The sequence below is a fragment of the Roseobacter sp. genome (assembly GCF_039970775.1).
Taxonomy (GTDB): Bacteria; Pseudomonadota; Alphaproteobacteria; order Rhodobacterales; family Rhodobacteraceae; genus Roseobacter.
On sequence record NZ_JBDVLG010000026.1, the window covers coordinates 49,805 to 66,486 of the forward strand.

Annotated in this window: 18 protein-coding genes; 11 read left to right on the forward strand and 7 right to left on the reverse strand. The window is 59.8% G+C overall.

Features of this window, described 5'->3' with window-relative positions; all coding sequences use genetic code 11:
* Positions 1–55 precede the first annotated feature (55 nt).
* From ABJH13_RS05615 to ffh, 4 genes are read right to left on the reverse strand one after another with little or no spacing between them, the layout of a single operon-like run.
* The gene (locus tag ABJH13_RS05615) at positions 56–658 is read right to left on the reverse strand and encodes a GNAT family N-acetyltransferase (RefSeq protein ID WP_348405237.1); all 603 of its coding nucleotides are present in this window, start codon (positions 656–658) and stop codon (positions 56–58) included.
* Complete coding sequence (locus ABJH13_RS05620) at positions 655–1,179, reverse strand: GNAT family N-acetyltransferase (protein ID WP_348405238.1); 525 nt, start codon at positions 1,177–1,179, stop codon at positions 655–657. Before ABJH13_RS05620 ends, ABJH13_RS05615 begins: the two co-directional genes overlap by 4 nt.
* Positions 1,176–1,517 (reverse strand): NIPSNAP family protein, encoded by a 342-nt coding sequence (locus tag ABJH13_RS05625; protein ID WP_348405239.1) that lies wholly within the window; start codon positions 1,515–1,517, stop codon positions 1,176–1,178. The genes ABJH13_RS05620 and ABJH13_RS05625 overlap by 4 nt, the downstream gene beginning before the upstream one ends.
* On the reverse strand, positions 1,514–3,019 hold the full coding sequence (gene ffh / locus ABJH13_RS05630; protein ID WP_348405240.1) for a signal recognition particle protein: 1,506 nt from the start codon (positions 3,017–3,019) through the stop codon (positions 1,514–1,516). Before ffh ends, ABJH13_RS05625 begins: the two co-directional genes overlap by 4 nt.
* Before the next feature lie 443 nt (positions 3,020–3,462).
* Here ffh and ABJH13_RS05635 point away from each other — a divergent pair, with 443 nt between their 5' ends.
* The 4 genes from ABJH13_RS05635 to ABJH13_RS05650 all read left to right on the forward strand — a co-directional run bounded on the left by ABJH13_RS05635 (position 3,463) and on the right by ABJH13_RS05650 (position 7,701).
* On the forward strand, positions 3,463–4,773 hold the full coding sequence (locus ABJH13_RS05635; protein WP_348405241.1) for an FAD-binding oxidoreductase: 1,311 nt from the start codon (positions 3,463–3,465) through the stop codon (positions 4,771–4,773).
* Between the two features lie 73 nt (positions 4,774–4,846).
* Entirely contained in the window at positions 4,847–5,770 is a 924-nt protein-coding gene (locus tag ABJH13_RS05640; protein WP_348405242.1) for an aminotransferase class IV, read from the forward strand.
* A 138-nt stretch (positions 5,771–5,908) separates the two neighbouring features.
* Positions 5,909–6,787 carry a LysR family transcriptional regulator gene (locus ABJH13_RS05645; protein ID WP_348405243.1) on the forward strand — a complete coding sequence of 293 codons (879 nt, stop codon included), beginning with the start codon at positions 5,909–5,911 and terminating at the stop codon, positions 6,785–6,787.
* Positions 6,784–7,701 carry a DMT family transporter gene (locus ABJH13_RS05650; protein WP_348405244.1) on the forward strand — a complete coding sequence of 306 codons (918 nt, stop codon included), beginning with the start codon at positions 6,784–6,786 and terminating at the stop codon, positions 7,699–7,701. Before ABJH13_RS05645 ends, ABJH13_RS05650 begins: the two co-directional genes overlap by 4 nt.
* Positions 7,702–7,806: 105 nt before the next feature.
* Here ABJH13_RS05650 and ABJH13_RS05655 read toward each other — a convergent pair whose 3' ends face one another.
* Positions 7,807–8,139 carry a metalloregulator ArsR/SmtB family transcription factor gene (locus ABJH13_RS05655; RefSeq protein ID WP_348405245.1) on the reverse strand — a complete coding sequence of 111 codons (333 nt, stop codon included), beginning with the start codon at positions 8,137–8,139 and terminating at the stop codon, positions 7,807–7,809.
* 39 nt (positions 8,140–8,178) lie between these two features.
* Positions 8,179–8,379 (reverse strand): hypothetical protein, encoded by a 201-nt coding sequence (locus tag ABJH13_RS05660; RefSeq protein WP_348405246.1) that lies wholly within the window; start codon positions 8,377–8,379, stop codon positions 8,179–8,181.
* Between the two features lie 103 nt (positions 8,380–8,482).
* Here ABJH13_RS05660 and ABJH13_RS05665 point away from each other — a divergent pair, with 103 nt between their 5' ends.
* From ABJH13_RS05665 to ABJH13_RS05690, 6 genes are all read left to right on the forward strand, one after another.
* Positions 8,483–9,376, forward strand: coding sequence for a LysR substrate-binding domain-containing protein (locus tag ABJH13_RS05665; RefSeq protein WP_348405247.1), 894 nt, complete (start codon positions 8,483–8,485; stop codon positions 9,374–9,376).
* 205 nt (positions 9,377–9,581) lie between these two features.
* Positions 9,582–9,911, forward strand: coding sequence for an AtpZ/AtpI family protein (locus tag ABJH13_RS05670; RefSeq protein WP_348405331.1), 330 nt, complete (start codon positions 9,582–9,584; stop codon positions 9,909–9,911).
* Position 9,912: 1 nt separating this feature from the next.
* Entirely contained in the window at positions 9,913–10,659 is a 747-nt protein-coding gene (locus ABJH13_RS05675; RefSeq protein WP_348405248.1) for a F0F1 ATP synthase subunit A, read from the forward strand.
* A 54-nt stretch (positions 10,660–10,713) separates the two neighbouring features.
* Positions 10,714–10,938, forward strand: a complete 225-nt coding sequence (locus ABJH13_RS05680; protein ID WP_011567586.1) for a F0F1 ATP synthase subunit C — start codon at positions 10,714–10,716, stop codon at positions 10,936–10,938.
* 85 nt (positions 10,939–11,023) lie between these two features.
* Positions 11,024–11,551 carry a F0F1 ATP synthase subunit B' gene (locus ABJH13_RS05685; RefSeq protein WP_348405249.1) on the forward strand — a complete coding sequence of 176 codons (528 nt, stop codon included), beginning with the start codon at positions 11,024–11,026 and terminating at the stop codon, positions 11,549–11,551.
* Between the two features lie 5 nt (positions 11,552–11,556).
* Complete coding sequence (locus ABJH13_RS05690) at positions 11,557–12,126, forward strand: F0F1 ATP synthase subunit B (protein WP_348405250.1); 570 nt, start codon at positions 11,557–11,559, stop codon at positions 12,124–12,126.
* A gap of 70 nt (positions 12,127–12,196) precedes the next feature.
* Here ABJH13_RS05690 and ABJH13_RS05695 read toward each other — a convergent pair whose 3' ends face one another.
* Positions 12,197–12,967, reverse strand: coding sequence for an FCD domain-containing protein (locus tag ABJH13_RS05695; RefSeq protein ID WP_348405251.1), 771 nt, complete (start codon positions 12,965–12,967; stop codon positions 12,197–12,199).
* 226 nt (positions 12,968–13,193) lie between these two features.
* Here ABJH13_RS05695 and smc point away from each other — a divergent pair, with 226 nt between their 5' ends.
* Positions 13,194–16,649: a chromosome segregation protein SMC gene (gene smc, locus ABJH13_RS05700; RefSeq protein WP_348405252.1), complete on the forward strand. Its 3,456-nt coding sequence runs from the start codon at positions 13,194–13,196 to the stop codon at positions 16,647–16,649.
* Positions 16,650–16,682: the final 33 nt, after the last annotated feature.

Genomic DNA, 16,682 nt, shown 5'->3' on the forward strand with positions numbered 1-16,682 from the left:
TGGGTCTGTGACGCACCGGTTTAGGGGCGATGCACGGCGGGTGAATGGGGCAAAGTCAGTCAATGGCCCATCCTTTTGGTTTGAACAGCGGATCAGCGTAGTGGCTGATCTCCATCTCGATCCCATGTGCCAATTGCGAGCCCTTAAGCTCGGCGGGCGCGGGGTGGCGGTAGACCGCATCATTGCCGTCGATGGTGGCGGCGGACGGGTCTTTGACCGCGCCCAGCCGTTCGGCCAGACGGATACTGTCGAGATTCTTGGGGTCGATATAACTGACGGCGGTGTCCCAGCCCTTGTCGGCATACAGATGCGCGCGCACCGCATGGGTGGCCTCTAGGGCATAGCCTTTGCCGGCGCGGTCAGGCCAGATCACCCATGCTATTTCGGCTTCGGGCCATCTGGCAGGTTTCCAGCCGCCCGCCATACCCAGCGTCTCGTCGGTGAGTTTGTCGTGGATCATCCACATGCCGTATCCGCGGATCTGCCAATGGCCGATTTCGGCGGCATAGAGCATCCACGATTCGTAAGCATTCAGCGGCCCGCCCATAAACCGCGCGCGGTAACTGGTGAAGGTGGCCTTGAAATCTGGGTAGTCCTGCGGTTCGGGCCCGCGCAACACCAGACGGCTTGTTTCAAGAACTGGAATAGAGGTTATCATGATAAGACCTCCGGGCGGGGATGGCGGTAGACGTAACCGGGGCTGTCGGGTTTGGGCTGCTGGGCTGTGGTATCCAGCACGGCACCCAACCGTTTGGCCAAGGCCACCGATGCGTCATTGCCGTGGGCGATATAGCTGACGATGGTGTCCCATTTCAGGACACGCCATGCGTGATCAATACAGGCGGTTGCGGCCTCAAACGCGATGCCTTGGCCTTCAGACGCGGCATCAAACAGCACCCAGCCCACTTCTTTTTCAGGCCACCCATGCGGGTACCAATGCCCGACGATGCCCAAAGGCGCGTCATCAACCTTGCGGGTCACAACAAACATGCCAAACCCGCGCAGGGCCCAATGGCCGATTTCGGTCCCAAAGAAACCCCACGCCTGCCGCGCGTTCATCGGCCCGCCCGTGTACTGCGACCGATCCGTGGCATAAAACGCCATGAAACTATCCACGTCCGACGGCTGTGGGGCGCGCAAAATCAGGCGGTCTGTGGATATGGTCGGTGTGGTTATCACGACGGCATCAGACCCAAATCAGCCGGGCTGACGCCATCCAGAACAGGGCGCGTGAACGACCGTTCATAGCGGCGGATGCACTGCGTGCGTTCGGCGTGTTTATACGCGGCGATGCAGGCGGGGTCGGTTTCCATGACCTTGCGGTAGTCTTCATAGGCGGCCAGTGACGCAAAGCTAAACCCGCACCACGCCACATCATTCGCGCCTTCGGAGGGCAGCCAATAGCCGTGATGCGTGCCACCCAACCGGTTCACGTTGTGGATCCACGCCTTGGCGTAGATCTCGAACTCGGCGACCTTCGCCGGATCGATTTCATATTTCAGAAAACAGGTGATCATTTCTTTTTGCCGAACCCTGACAGGCCGGGGGGCAGGCCCATACCGCCGCCCATGCCGCTCAAACCACCGGGCAGTTTGCCGCCCATGGCTTTGGCCGCAGCCTCGAGCTGTTTTGGGTCCATCTGGCTGGGGTCCATGCCGGGCATGCCGCCCTTGCCCATCATGCCCTTCATGGCCTGTTTGAGCATGCCACCTTTGCCCATTTTGCCCATCTTCTTCATCATGTCGCCCATTTGGCGCTGCATTTTCAGAAGCTTGTTCAACTCCGAGACTTCAAGGCCAGCGCCTTTAGCGATCCGCTTTTTACGGCTGGCCTGCAACAGGGCCGGGTTCGCGCGTTCTTTTTTGGTCATCGATTGGATCAGCGCGATCTGATGTTTCAGGACCTTGTCGTCAAAGCCCGCGTTTTCCACCTGTTTGGCCATCTTACCCATGCCGGGCATCATGCCCATCATGCCTTGCATGCCGCCCATCTTGATCATCTGTTCAAGCTGCATTTTCAGGTCGTTCATGTTGAACTGACCCTTGGCCATGCGTTTCATCATGCGCTCGGATTGCTCAATCTCGAGCGTTTCCTGCGCCTTTTCGACCAAGGCAACGATATCGCCCATACCCAAAATCCGGCCCGCAATGCGTTCCGGTTCAAAGGTCTCGATCGCGTCCATCTTTTCGCCAAGACCGACGTATTTAATGGGCTTGCCGGTGACTGCGCGCATTGACAGCGCCGCACCACCGCGGCCGTCGCCGTCCATCCGTGTCAGGACCACGCCGGTGACGCCGATTTTGTCGTCAAATTCGGTCGCGACATTCACCGCGTCTTGCCCTGTAAGGCCGTCCACAACCAGCAATGTTTCGCGCGGGTTGGCCACATCGCGCACGGCGGCGGCCTGTGCGATCAGTTCTGCGTCGATGTGCAATCGGCCCGCAGTATCAAGCATATAGACGTCATAGCCGCCCAGACCGGCTTGGGTTTTGGCGCGTTTGGCGATGGCGACAGGGTCTTCGCCCTTGACGATAGGCAGGGTGTCGACGCCGATTTGCGTGCCAAGAATGGCCAGCTGTTCCATCGCGGCGGGGCGGTTCACATCAAGCGACGCCATCAGCACGCGTTTGCCGTCGCGGTCTTTGAGACGCTTGGCCAGTTTCGCGGTGGTGGTGGTTTTACCCGAACCTTGCAGACCAACCATCAAGATTGGCGCAGGCGGGTTGTCGATTTTCAGCGCACCCGGTTCGCCTTGGCCCTTCAGGACATCAATCAGCGCGTCATGCACGATTTTGACGACCTGTTGGCCCGGTGTGATCGATTTGGTGACGGCTTGGCCGGTGGCTTTGTCTTGTACCGCTTTGACGAAATCACGCGCGACAGCCAAGGAAACGTCGGCCTCCAGCAGGGCGACACGGACCTCACGCAGGGCGGTGGCGACGTCGTCTTCGGACAGCGCGCCTTGTTTTGTGAGCCGGTCAAAGACGCCAGACAGGCGTTCAGAGAGATTTTCAAACATGGGCCACGGCCCCCTTCGATGTCGGTTGCGGGATGCCCCAAATGTAGGGGGTCCGCAGTGAATGCACAAATGCCCGAAATCAGGGCCAACGGGTGCAAAACGACATGGGGCGCGTTGAACCGCCAGTTTGAGGCGGGGTGCAACCCAAATGGTTTTGCCCCCGTGGGCGCAACGCGCTGACGGAGGGCGATCCCGGATAGTCCGGGACCGGAAGTCTGTTGCTTCCGGATGGTTGCCCGCGTTTAAAACGACTGCGTGACAGAGTCAAGACAGCCCCGACGCACCCTTGGCGGTATCATCGCGATGATTTGCGCGGGGATGTCAAAAACCTATTGCGCATGGCGCCCCGGCTGTGGTTGCAAATGTGAAAGGTGCAGCCCGCTTTGGATCCGTTGGATCGCAGGTTTGCCGCGCTCGGAACCGTCAGTCTAGGGTATTAACACATGTCTCACGCCGCGCTTGATCACACCAAACCACCGCATGTCGTCGTGGTGGGCGGGGGAATGGTTGGCATTGCCACCGCGCTTTGGTCACAACGCGAAGGGTGTAAGGTGACGTTGGTCGACAAGGGTGGCCCCGAAGATCGCGCCAGTTTCGGCAATGCGGGGGTGCTGGCGTCGGCGTCTGTGCTGCCTGTGACGATGCCCGGCTTGATCGGGAAGTTGCCCAAAATGGTGCTGAGCCGCAAAGAACCTATCTATCTGCGCTGGCCCTACGTGCCGCGCATGTTGCCGTGGGGCGTGCGGTATCTGGCCCACGCCACAGAACCCGAAACCCGCCGCATCGCCGCAGCCTTGCAGCCGATCATTGGCAACAGCCTGCAAGACCATCTGGCGCTTAGTCAGGGAACCGCCGCGCAACGTCATATTACGCCGTGCGATTTTGCGGTGCTTTATGGCGATCGCGCAGGGTACGAAAAAGACCAACTGGGGTGGCAGATCCGCGGCCAGCTGGGGTTCGAATGGACAGAACACGACGGCCCCGCGCGCCACGATTACGACCCGATTTTTGCGAAATCATACAGCTTTTTGGCGGCACTGACGGAACACGGGCAAATCGGCGATCCCGGTGCCTATGTCGAAGATCTGCGCGCCCATTTCACGGCAGCGGGCGGCCGGATTGTGGCCGCTGAGGTCACTGACATCATGCATGACGGCGGGCGCGCCACCGGTGTGATGACGGCCACGGGCCCAATGCCTGCGGACCGTGTTGCGATCACGGCGGGGGCGTGGTCGCCGTTGTTGACGGGGAAGCTTGGTGTCAAAATCCCGGTGGAGGCCGAAAGCGGGTATCATCTGGAATTTTGGGATCCGTCGTTTTACCCGCGTGTGCCGACCATCGTGCCCAGCAAAAAATTGATCTTTTCACCGATGAACGGCCGTATTCGCGCGGCCGGTGGGGTTGAATTTGGCGGTTTGAAAAACACCGGGCAAGATCAGGCGTTTGAATGCATCAGAGCAGCCCTGCACGATGTGTTGCCCGGTTTGAAATATTCCAAAGAAACCCAGTGGTTCGGGCACCGGCCTGCCACGACGGATTCGGTGCCTGTGATTGATGAAATGCCTCATATCAAGGGCTTGTTTCTGGGGTTTGGTCACCAACACGTGGGCCTCACCGGGTCGGCACGTACGGGGCAAATCTTGGCGCAATTGATCAGCGGCAAGCGCCCCAATATCGATCTGTCACCCTACAGCGCGACACGTTTCATGGCCGCTAGACACCGGACACAGCACCGCGAAGGCACAAGTGTATAGGTGACGCCCGCGCCCAGCGATGAACGGCGCGGCACCGAGGTCGCCCCAGCCCACATAAAGGAGAGAACCGACAATGTCAGACGCCAAGAAAACAACCCACGATTCCGACGAAGACCCGCGTAATCTGAACACACAGGTCTACGTGAACGGCGCGCTGTTTCACCGAGACGAGGCCAAGGTATCTGTCTATGACAGCGGCTTTATGTTGGGGGATGGCATGTGGGAAGGGCTGCGTCTTTACAACGGGAAGTGGCTGTTTTTCGATGCACATATGGACCGTTTCTTTGGGTCCTGCGCGGCGGTATCGCTGGATGTGGGCATGGACCGCGCCGGCATTCTAGCGGCGCTGAACATGACGGCCAAAGCCAACGGCATGACCACCGATGCCCATTGCCGCCTGATGTTGACCCGTGGGACCAAGGTCAAACCGTTCCAGCACCCATCGTTGAGCCGCACGGGGCCGACCTTGGTGATCATCATGGAACATTCCAAACCGTCGGCGGGGTTGCAAACGGGTATCCGTCTGGCGACGGTGCCACAGGTGCGCGGGTTGCCCATGAGCCAGGACGCCAAATACAACAGCCATTCGAAATTAAACTGCGTGCTTGCCTGCCTGCAAGCCGAACAGGTGGGCGCGGACGAGGGGTTGATGTTGGACCCGCATGGGTTCGTAAACACCACAAACGCGTGCAACTTTTTCATCGTGCGCAAGGGGGCGGTTTGGACCTCGACGGGGGATTATTGCATGAACGGCGTGACCCGCCAGACGGTAATTGATATTTGCCGCGACAACGACATCCCGGTGTTTGAACGCAATTATTCGTTGTTCGAAACCTACAGCGCGGATGAGGCCTTTATAACCGGTACATTCGGCGCGCAGACGCCTGTGTCTGATATTGACGGCAGGGCCATCGGTACTGGTGACCGCCCCGTGATGGACCGTATACGCGCCTTGTACAAAGACCTGATCACCGCCGAAACGGGCGCCACGTTTTAGGCGACCACTGCGCGGTATTTGTCTTGCGGCCCTCTTGCAACTTGCTGTGGTAACAAAAACGTTATTGCAATTTTGAACGTAATTCGAGATGTTCCGCGGCGTTGTGCGATTTTGCACGGCAAGCCTTGGCGGGATGCGATGGACAACTGGGACGAGATCAAGACCGCCTATCAGGTGGCACGGGTTGGTACGGTCAGCGGTGCCGCAGATGTGTTGGGCGTGCACCACGCCACCGTGATCCGGCATATTGATGCGCTCGAAGGACGGTTGGGCGTCAAGCTTTTCCAACGGCACGCGCGCGGCTATACGGCCACCGAAGCCGGGCGGGACCTGCTGCGTGTGGCACAGGCGACGGACGATCAGTTTAGCCAATTGGCGGGGCGCATCCGGGGGTTGGGCGATGAGGTATCGGGCGATCTGGTGATCACCTCTTTGATCAGCCTTGCGCCGCGCATGGTGCCGTTGCTGGCGGCTTTCCAGCAGGCCTATCCGGATGTCGTGGTGCGGTATCTGACGGGGGAGCGGTTGTTTCGGCTAGAATACGGCGAGGCCCATGTCGCGATCCGCGCGGGGTCTGCCCCCGATCAGCCAGACAATGTGGTGCAGAGCTTTCACCAACAACGCATCGGGCTTTATGCGACACGCGGGTATTTGGCCACGCACGGCACGCCCGGGTCGGTAGACGATCTCAAACACCACCGGTTTGTCGGGCATGACAGCGCGCAAAGCCGTGCACCCTTTAACCAGTGGCTGCGGTCGGTTGTGCCCCCGGATGCGATCACCTTTCGGTCGACGGACACGCGCGCACTAGAGGTCGCGGTCCGGTCTGGCGCGGGGATAGGTTTTGTGCCGGTGCTAGAGGCGCAGGGCGACGCGGATCTGGTCGAAGTTATCCCGTCGCACGAGGATTGGTCAGCGCCGCTGTGGCTTGTCACCCACGTCGATCTGCACCGCACACCCAAGGTCCAGACCTTTCTGAACTTTCTCAAAGAGCACTCCAAAGACTGGGCGACATGACCCCCAGCGCAAAAGGACATTTGGCGATGCTGGCGGTTTCGATGCTGGTGGCGGGGTCGTTTTCGTTGGGGGCGCAGGCGGCCAATGCGATCGACCCGGCTGTTTTGAACGCCGTGCGGTTTGTGATTGCAGCTACCGTCATTGGCGTGGCTGCTTTGGCCACGACCGGCCTGCCACGCGAGGCGTTTCGCGCGCCATGGCGGTATGTGGCGCTGGGCGGGACGTTTGCGATATATTTTGTGCTGATGTTCGAGGGGCTGAAAACGGCAGCACCCATCAGCGCGGCGGCGGTCTTTACGCTCACACCGGTGATGGCGGCCGGTTTTGGTTGGCTGCTGTTGCGTCAGGTCACGACCCCGCGCATGGCGCTTGCGCTTAGCATCGGGGCTGCGGGCGCATTGTGGGTGATCTTTCGCGCAGATCTTGCAGCGCTGCGGGCCTTTCAGATCGGGCAGGGCGAGGTGATTTATTTCGTCGGGTGCACCGCCCATGCGATTTATACACCGATGGTGCGCAAACTAAACCGGGGCGAACCGGCGGTGGTGTTCACCTTTGGGATGTTGGTCGCGGGGGCGGTGCTGTTGACGGGGTATGCCTGGCGCGACATCGTCGCAACCGATTGGGCGGCCTTGCCGGGGATCGTGTGGGTGACATTGATCTACGTGGCGCTGTTTGCGTCATCCGCCACGTTCGTTTTGCTGCAATTTGCCACGCTGCACCTGCCAAGCGCCAAGGTCATGGCCTACACGTATCTTACGCCCAGTTGGGTGATCTTGTGGGAAATCGCGTTTGGAAACGGGGTGCCGCCGGTGCTGGTTTTGGGGGGCGTGGGGCTAACGATGGTGGCGTTGGCGCTGTTGCTGCGTGATGAAACTTTGCCGATGCGGGAACAAAAGCCAGCCCCTGCACGTTGACCTTTCGACGCAACTGAAGGAATAGAAAAATGTACAGCATTATTTATCTTGTCGGTCTGGTAGTTATCGTAATGGCCGTGATCAATCTGGCGACGTAAAAGGGGCCTAGCCGGTGCTGTCGGGCAATTCGGCCGCTAAGAACCGCTCGAACGCATCGAGGTTTACCGGTTCGAACTGGCCAAACCCCTGCATCCAAACCGACGCCGCGCGCAGGGCGTCTGGCTCTAGTTTGCACCATTTGACCCGCCCACGTTTTTCTTGCGAAATCAGCTTGGCCGCTGTCAGCACACCAAGGTGTTTTGAAATAGCGGCCAATGACATCTCAAACGGGTCCGCCACGTCGGTGACGGCCATGTCGTCTTCAAGCAACATGGTCAAGATCGCCCGGCGGGTCGGGTCTGCCAACGCGGCAAAAGCCTGATCAAGGTCACGTGTCATGCCCCTACATATCGCCCGCCACAGGGGAGGGAAAGGGGCTCAGCCGCGCGGATGATGCGTTGTTTGTGAGGGCATGGTCACGCGGTGCTCTTCGAGGTCGGCATCCGACAGGCCCACATCACGGGCCAAATGGTCGCTGATGCGCCTGATATGGGGCGCTTTGGGGGGCTGCCGTCGGGCGCGTTTCTGCCATAAAATGGCATAGGTCAACAGGCCGCGCAGGCGCGTTATCAATGGCATTTCTGCATCCTTTCAGGAATTCACAGTTGTTTTGCCAGAAATTACCGCAGCGTTCAAAATCAATTGCTTGACGTAACCTGTGCAAAAACTGCACATATATGCGATGGCACGACAGCTCCCCCCTCTGAATGCCCTGCGCGCGTTCGAAGCCGCCGGTCGGCACGAAAGCTTTAGTCGTGCGGCGGATGAATTGGGCGTTAGTCATTCCGCCATCAGCCGTCACGTGCGCGGCCTCGAAGACCGGCTCAATACGCGGCTGTTCCGCGATTTGCCCCGCGGGGTTGAGCTTAGCATCGAAGGTGCCGCCTATCTGGGCGCAATCACTCCGGCGCTGGACGCCATTGCAGAGGCCACCCAACATATCACCGAACGGCCCGCAGGCACCGTGACAGTCAACAGCGAACCGCTCTTTGCGTCGAAATGGCTGATCCCACGGATGGGCGCATTCGCGCGGGCGCACCCAGACATCGAGATCCGTCTTGAGGGGTCGCGTTGGCTTGCCGATGTAAACCGGTACGAAGCCGATATTGCGTTGCGGTTTTTGCAGGTTCCGGGGTCGAACCCCGATGCGATCTTGGTCAGCGACGCGCCGATGTACCCTTTTGCGGCGCCGGGGGTTGTTGACCTGCCGCTGTCGTCGCCGCGCGCATTGGCAAACCAGACGCTGTTGCGCGACCGATCCACCGGAACTTGGGCCGAATGGTTCCGGAGTGCCGGTGTCGATGACCCCGACCTTGCGCCGCCGCCCGGTTGGCGGATGCGGTCGAACCTGGCGTATGATGCGACGGTGGCGGGGCAGGGGGTTTTATTAACCTCATCAGAGGTGGCCGCCCATGACGTCGCGGCGGGCCGGTTGGTGCGGGTGTCCGATATCGGTTTTCGCGAGGGTGGATATTATATGTTGCTGGGCGACGGCGCATTGCGCCGCAAACCGGTCCGGGTGTTTCGCGATTGGCTGTTGGCGGCCAGCATAGACCATCGCGGTGTGGCGGTTTGACAAAGATCAACCAAACGGTTGAATAATCAAAAAGCGCCGTTTCGCGTGGATTTCACCCGAGATGCCGGTTTTACCCGGATCGCGCGTTTTCATATATCATTTATTATCAAAGCCTTGAGGGGCAGAAATTTGCATCTCGGCATTGGTTGACTCGTCCGGCCCGGCGCATTAGCACATGGCCAACCATCCAAAGGGGTGTTTTGACGTGACCGAGCCCGACCCGCAGCACCGTATGCAGCAACTTGAGGCCCGGATTGCAGCGGCGAAACAGGGCCAAGCGCCCAAGCCTCGGCAGGATGAGCACTATTCGCAGGCTCAGTTGGCCTGGCGCATGGTGATCGAATTAGTGGCCGGTCTGGGGATCGGCTTTGGTATCGGATACGGGCTGGATAGCCTGTTCGGGACGCTCCCGATTTTTCTGGTGCTGTTTACATTGCTGGGTCTCGCGGCAGGCATCAAAACGATGCTTCGGTCTGCACAAGAAATCCAGGACAAGAAGTTGGCCGAAGAGGCCGAAAAAGACGAGGGAGCCTGACATGGCGGATACAGCAGAAGAAGGCGGCTTGGTCTTTCACCCGATGGATCAATTCATCATCAAACCGATTTTCGGGGGTGATGTCACATGGTACACGCCCACAAACGCGGCGCTTTGGATGGGTTTTTCGGTTATCGCGGTCATTCTGTTGCTGGTGCTGGGGAGTTCCAAACGCGCGATCGTACCAACGCGGTCGCAATCGGTCGCTGAATTGGCCTACGGTTTTGTCTACAAGATGGTCGAAGATATCTGCGGCAAAGACGGCCTGCGGTATTTCCCCTACATCATGACGTTGTTTATGTTCATCGTCTGCGCGAACTTTCTGGGTCTGATCCCAACGTCGTTCACGCCCACGTCGCATTTCGCCGTAACAGTTGTTTTGGCGCTGGCAGTGTTCCTGACGGTCACAATCTTGGGCTTTGTCAAAAACGGCGCAGGGTTCCTGAGCCTCTTTTGGGTGGCCTCTGCGCCGCTGGCATTGCGCCCGATCTTGGCGATCATCGAGATCATCTCTTATTTCGTGCGCCCTGTAAGCCATTCCATTCGTCTGGCCGGCAACGTCATGGCGGGCCACGCTGTGATCAAGGTTTTCGCAGGCTTTGCCGCGCTAACCGCCGTCAGCCCCGTGGCTGTTTTGGGCATCACAGCGATGTACGGGCTCGAGGTACTGGTGTCCTTCATCCAGGCCTACGTGTTCACCATTCTGACATGCGTGTATCTCAAAGACGCACTGCATCCGCATCACTAATTCGGACATCTCGTCCGTACCTCTACTCAACTTCCAATCGTAAGGAGAATTCACATGGAAGGCGAACTCGCACACATCGGCGCAGGCTTGGCAGCAATCGGTTCCGGGGCAGCAGCCATCGGTGTTGGTAACGTGGCAGGCAACTACCTGGCAGGCGCATTGCGCAACCCATCCGCTGCTGCATCGCAGACAGCAACACTCTTCATCGGTATCGCGTTCGCAGAAGCGCTGGGGATCTTCGCATTCCTCGTTGCTCTGCTGCTGATGTTCGCCGTTTAAGACGTCTACGACGACATTCCTTACGGTCGGGCGGCGGTTCAATAATCGCTGCCCGATGTAATGGGGCGGCTCGAAGGAGACCAACATGGCAACCGACACACACGGCGCTGACGCTGCTTCCTCTGGGGGCATGCCACAGCTCGATTTTTCGACCTGGGGCAACCAGATATTCTGGTTGGTGCTCACACTTATAGTTATTTATTTCGTGCTCTCGCGTGTGGCTTTGCCACGGATTGCGGCCATTCTGGCCGAACGTCAGGGAACGATCACCAGTGATTTGGCTGCGGCCGAAGACCTGAAAGCCAAAGCGCAGGAGGCAGAAGCCGCCTACGAAAAGGCCCTTGTTGATGCACGCGCCGAGGCGCAGCGTATCGTGGCAGAGGCCAAGGCAGAAATTCAGGGTGATCTGGATACGGCGATCGCCAAGGCGGATGCTGAAATCGCGGCCAAAGCCGCCGAGTCCGAGGCTGCAATTTCTGAGATCCGTGCCGGAGCATTGGAGGCCGTCAAAGACGTGGCCAACGATACCGCACAGGAAATCGTGACAGCCATGGGTGGCAAAGCGGACGCCAAAAGCATCGCGTCTGCGGTTGATGCCCGGTTGAAAGGATAAGCGATATGCGACAGTTGACCGGATTAACATCGATCACCTTTGCTCTGCTGGCCAGCCCGGCCTTTGCAGCAGGCGACAAAGGGTTCGTTTCGCTAGGCAACACCGACTTCGTGGTTCTTTTGGGTCTGATCGTTTTCATTGCGATCCTGATCTATTTCAAAGTGCCTACGATGATCGGCGGCATGTTGGACAGCCGCGCCGACGGCATCCAGTCTGAACTGGATGAGGCGCGTCAATTGCGTGACGAAGCGCAATCCCTATTGGCCAGCTACGAGCGCAAACAGCGCGAAGTACAAGACCAAGCGGACCGTATCGTTGCCGCAGCCAAGGAAGAAGCCATCGTTGCTGCGGCTCAGGCCCGCGAAGATCTGGCCCAGTCGCTGGACCGTCGCATGGCGGCAGCACAGGAACAGATCACCAACGCACAGACCGCTGCCATCAAAGAGGTGCGCGACCAATCTGTGACCGTTGCGATGTCTGTTGCACGTGATGTGATTGCCAAACAGATGACCGCGGCGCAGGCCAATGGCCTGATCGACGATGCGATCAAACAAGTGGACGCCAAGCTGCACTAAGCTGCACGTTCACGGTAAGTATTCAAAAGCCTCGGTTGATCGCCGGGGCTTTTGTCGTTTTGGCCGCGCGTTAGCTGCGTTCGACTTCATGGGCCAGCCGTTGTTGCGCGATTTGCTCGTTGCGCTCGGCTTTGGCCTGATCTTGCAGGCAGGTTTCCACATAGTTGAGATGGGTTTCGACGGCACCGCGCGCGGCGTCGGCATCGCGGGCCTGTAGGCTGCTGTTGATGTTGCGATGTTGGTCCAACAACAGCTGCCGGGTCGCGCGTTGTTTGAACATAATCTGCCGATTATAAAACACCCCCTCGCGCAACAGATCATACATCGACCGCATCATATGCAGCATGACGACGTTGTGGCTGGCCTCGATGATGGCCATGTGAAATTGGGCGTCTAACTGGGCCTCGTCGTCGGGGTTACGTTTGCTGTGGGCGGCTTCCATCTTGTCAAAGATCGCCTGAACCACCTGTAAATCGGTGTCAGATGCCAATTGTGCGGCACGGTGCGCGGCCAAACCTTCCATGTCGCGACGAAACGAAAGGTAATCCAGGACGGCCTCGTCGTGGCGCGCGAACAGATGCACCAACGCAGGCGAAAACGCCGACCCCAGAACATCGGCAACATAAACACCGGCCCCCGCGCGGGCACTCAGCAGACCTTGGTCTTGCAGCAAACCGATCGCGTCGCGTAGGCTGGGCCGCGATACTTTGAGCCGCTCGGCCAATTCGCGTTCGGGGGGCAGACGTTCGCCGGGGCGCAGGATGCCCCGCAAGATCAGTTCTTCGATCTGACGCACCACGGCAGTTGATAGTTTCTCGGATTGGACCGGGCGGAACGGCATGGTGTCTCCCATTTTGGTCAATTTATATGACCACCTGACGGGGCTGGCAAACCGTTTATGACGCAAGGCGCAGGTCTGGTGCGTTTGACCACGACCTACGTGCCGTGCCTCAACAATATGTTGTGGATAACCCCGTTGCTCGCGCAGCCCATGGTGCGTTTTGGTTGACACGCCCCCCTCAAGAGCGCCACGCTGATGCACCACAGGAATCAACAGGCGGCCCGTTTTGCGTTTTTCCAAGCTCAGATTAACCGGCTTCAAAAGCTTCGTGGATCCCACGGATTTGATCATTTCCGATGGGTTGACGGGCGTGGTTGGGCCCAATGGGTGTGGCAAATCGAACCTGCTTGAGGCGTTGCGTTGGGTGATGGGTGAAAGCCGCCCCACGGCAATGCGGGGCGGTGGCATGGAAGACGTGATCTTTGCCGGCGCCGCCACACGGCCCGCCCGTAATTTTGCCGAAGTCGCATTGCATCTGGACAACTCAGACCGTCTGGCCCCGGCGGGTTTCAACGATCACGATCAGCTGGATATCGTGCGCCGGATCACGCGGGATGTGGGCAGTGCATATAAGGTGGGCGCCAAAGATGTGCGGGCGCGCGACGTGCAGATGTTGTTTGCCGATGCGTCCACGGGCGCCCATAGCCCGGCGTTGGTGCGACAAGGCCAGATAGCTGAATTGATCAATGCCAAACCCAAAAACCGGCGGCGCATTTTAGAAGAAGCAGCCGGTATTAGTGGCCTTTATCAACGGCGCCACGAGGCCGAACTAAAGCTCAAAGGTGCCGAGGCCAATCTGGCACGCGTTGATGATGTGATCGAACAATTGGCCAGTCAATTGGCCCAACTGGCGCGGCAGGCGCGGCAGGCTGCGCGGTACCGTGAGATTGGCAACCATTTGCGCCGCGCCGAGGGGATGTTGCTGTACCGACGTTGGTGCGATGCGGATGAAACGCGTGCGGTGGCCGAGGAAAACCTACGTGGGCGGGTGGCCGAGGCGGCGCAGGCCGAGGCAGCGGTGCGGCAGGCTGTGACGGCGCGCGAAAGGTCGGAAGGTGCGCTGCCACCGCTGCGCGAGGAAGAGGCGATTGCGGTCGCGGTGTTGCAACGTCTGACCGTAGAGCAAGACACGTTGAACGACCAAGAAGCCCGCGCGTTGGCGTTGATCGAGACGTTAACGGGGCGGATCGCGCAGTTGGGGCAGGACATTGCGCGTGAAGGCGCTTTGAACCGGGATGCAGGCGAGACGATCGAACGTCTGGATTGGGAGGCCGCAGAGCTGGCCAAAGCGTCACAGGGCCACGAAGATGCGCTGGCCGATGCTGCCGAAGCGGCCCGCGAGGCGGCCGCCGTGTTGCAGATGCGCGAAGGCGACATGTCGACCCAAACCGAAGATATGGCGCGTCTGTCTGCACGGCATAGTTCGGCACAGCGGATCGTCGAAGACAGCCGCAAGACGCAGGCCAAATCAGAGGCCGAGGCGGTCAAAGCCCGTATGGCCGTCACGCAAAGCCAAACTGCATTGACCAAGGCCGGGGATGATTTCATCACCGCGCAAACGGCCGAACAGCACGCGATTATTGCGTCTGAGGACGCAGATGCCGCGTTGATTGCCGCAGAAGAGACGCGCGCAGATGCGCAAGCGCGCGAGGCGGATGCGCGGGCGCACCGCTCTGAGGCTGAGGGCGAGATGAACGCCTTGCGTGCGGAGGCGAGCGCGCTGGCCAAGCTGGTGGATCGCGACACCGCCGAGGGCGGCCAAGTGTTGGATCAGCTGCAGGTGAAAACGGGGTACGAAAAGGCACTGGGCGCGGCGCTGGCGGATGATTTGCGCGCGCCTGCCGTTGGGGCGGATGCGCCGTCGGGGTGGGCCGCGCTGCCGGGATACGCGCAACATCAACCCTTGGGCGCGGGGGTGCAGCCGCTGGCGCTGTTCGTGGAGGTGCCTGACGTGTTGGCGCGGCGGATTGGTCAGATCGGGTTGGTGCGTGCGGATGAAGGTGCCGCGTTGCAGGCTGGTTTGTTGCCGGGGCAACGGTTGGTGTCGGTGGAGGGTGATTTGTGGCGCTGGGATGGGTTTCGCGCGGGGGCCGAAGATGCGCCATCGGCGGCGGCCTTGCGGCTGCAACAATTGAACCGATTGGAAGAGCTTAAGCAGGGGCTGGAGGTTGCAACGCAGCGCGCAGACGGTGCGCGGGCAGCGCATGAGCTTTTGGGCACGCAGTTGGCGGAATTGGCACGTGCGGATGCGGCAGCACGCGATGCGCGCCGTGCGGCTGACAAAAGCATGGCTGATGCTGGGCGTCGGTTGAGCCGTGCCGAGGCGGACCGCAATCTCGCCGAGGGACGGTTGGACGCGTTGGGTCTGGCCGTGGCCCGCCACGAAGAAGAGGCAATGGCCGCGCGCACCCGTTTGCGAGAGGCCGAACGCGCGTTGGAAGATCTGAGCGATCTGGACGAAGCGCGGGGGCTGGTTGAGCATGTGCGTATGGCTGTCGAGGCTGCGCGCATTACCATGATGTCGCGCCGGTCCAGCCATGATGAGCTGCGCCGTGAAGGCGAAGCCCGCACCCGTCGCGCCCAGCAGGTGAGCAAGGAAACCAGCGGTTGGCGGCACCGGCTGGAAACTGCAGAAAAACGCACCGATGAATTGACCGCGCGTAAAACCACAGCCGAAGACGAACTGGATCAGGCCCAAGCGGCCCCCAAGGAGATCGCGGCCAAACGCGCAGATATGCGTGATGCGATTTCTGCGGCAGAGACCCGCAAGGCCCAAAGCGGGCAGGCGATGTCAGCGGCCGAGGATGCTTTGAGGACCGCGATGCAGGCCGAACGTGACGCCCAGCGGGTGGCATCTGACGCGCGCGAGGCCCGCGCAGGTGCCGAGGCGCGCAGTGATGCGGCCCGCGAAACGGTGGCCTTTGCCGCCGAGCGGATCGCCGAAGAGGCGCAGGTGACGCCTGCGCAGCTGTTGGCGCAACTGGATGCAACGCCCGATGACATGCCCGGTTCCGAGGCGTTAGAGGCCGAGGTCAACCGGCTCAAACGTCAGCGCGATGCATTGGGTGCGGTGAACCTGCGCGCCGAAGAAGACGCCGCGGAGGTGCAAACTGAGCATGACACTTTGGCCCGTGAAAAGATCGATCTGGAGGAGGCCATCAAGACCCTGCGGGGGGGCATCGCGGGGCTGAACCGTGAAGGCCGCGAGCGTCTTTTGACAGCGTTTGAACAGGTGAATTCGAACTTCTCGATGCTGTTTACGCATTTGTTTGGGGGTGGCGAGGCTAATCTGGTGATGGTGGAAAGCGACGACCCGCTTGAGGCGGGTCTCGAGATCATGTGTCAACCGCCGGGCAAGAAACTGTCGACGTTAAGCTTGCTGTCAGGCGGTGAACAGACATTGACAGCGATGGCGCTGATTTTTGCGGTGTTTCTGGCAAACCCGGCGCCGATTTGTGTGCTGGATGAGGTCGATGCGCCGTTGGACGACGCCAATGTCACGCGGTTTTGCGATTTGCTGGATGAGATGTGCCGGCAAACAGAAACGCGGTTTTTGATTATCACGCATCATGCGGTCACGATGGCCCGGATGGATCGGTTGTTTGGGGTCACCATGGCCGAACAGGGCGTCAGCCAATTGGTGTCGGTGGATCTGAAAAAAGCCGAAACGATGGTGGCTTAGACACGTGGGGCTTTGGGGGAAAAGAGAAGACCC

What these genes read in the sequence shown, in the direction of transcription:
- ABJH13_RS05695 (WP_348405251.1), bottom strand. Translation starts at nt 12,967, where the DNA reads ATGCCGTTCCGCCCGGTCCAATCCGAGAAACTATCAACTGCCGTGGTG.
- ABJH13_RS05615 (WP_348405237.1), bottom strand. Translation starts at nt 658, where the DNA reads ATGATAACCTCTATTCCAGTTCTTGAAACAAGCCGTCTGGTGTTGCGC.
- ABJH13_RS05665 (WP_348405247.1), top strand. Translation starts at nt 8,483, where the DNA reads ATGGCACGACAGCTCCCCCCTCTGAATGCCCTGCGCGCGTTCGAAGCC.
- ABJH13_RS05680 (WP_011567586.1), top strand. Translation starts at nt 10,714, where the DNA reads ATGGAAGGCGAACTCGCACACATCGGCGCAGGCTTGGCAGCAATCGGT.
- ABJH13_RS05690 (WP_348405250.1), top strand. Translation starts at nt 11,557, where the DNA reads ATGCGACAGTTGACCGGATTAACATCGATCACCTTTGCTCTGCTGGCC.
- ABJH13_RS05675 (WP_348405248.1), top strand. Translation starts at nt 9,913, where the DNA reads ATGGCGGATACAGCAGAAGAAGGCGGCTTGGTCTTTCACCCGATGGAT.
- ABJH13_RS05660 (WP_348405246.1), bottom strand. Translation starts at nt 8,379, where the DNA reads ATGCCATTGATAACGCGCCTGCGCGGCCTGTTGACCTATGCCATTTTA.
- ABJH13_RS05625 (WP_348405239.1), bottom strand. Translation starts at nt 1,517, where the DNA reads ATGATCACCTGTTTTCTGAAATATGAAATCGATCCGGCGAAGGTCGCC.
- ABJH13_RS05635 (WP_348405241.1), top strand. Translation starts at nt 3,463, where the DNA reads ATGTCTCACGCCGCGCTTGATCACACCAAACCACCGCATGTCGTCGTG.
- ABJH13_RS05655 (WP_348405245.1), bottom strand. Translation starts at nt 8,139, where the DNA reads ATGACACGTGACCTTGATCAGGCTTTTGCCGCGTTGGCAGACCCGACC.
- ABJH13_RS05685 (WP_348405249.1), top strand. Translation starts at nt 11,024, where the DNA reads ATGGCAACCGACACACACGGCGCTGACGCTGCTTCCTCTGGGGGCATG.
- ABJH13_RS05640 (WP_348405242.1), top strand. Translation starts at nt 4,847, where the DNA reads ATGTCAGACGCCAAGAAAACAACCCACGATTCCGACGAAGACCCGCGT.
- ffh (WP_348405240.1), bottom strand. Translation starts at nt 3,019, where the DNA reads ATGTTTGAAAATCTCTCTGAACGCCTGTCTGGCGTCTTTGACCGGCTC.
- ABJH13_RS05645 (WP_348405243.1), top strand. Translation starts at nt 5,909, where the DNA reads ATGGACAACTGGGACGAGATCAAGACCGCCTATCAGGTGGCACGGGTT.
- ABJH13_RS05650 (WP_348405244.1), top strand. Translation starts at nt 6,784, where the DNA reads ATGACCCCCAGCGCAAAAGGACATTTGGCGATGCTGGCGGTTTCGATG.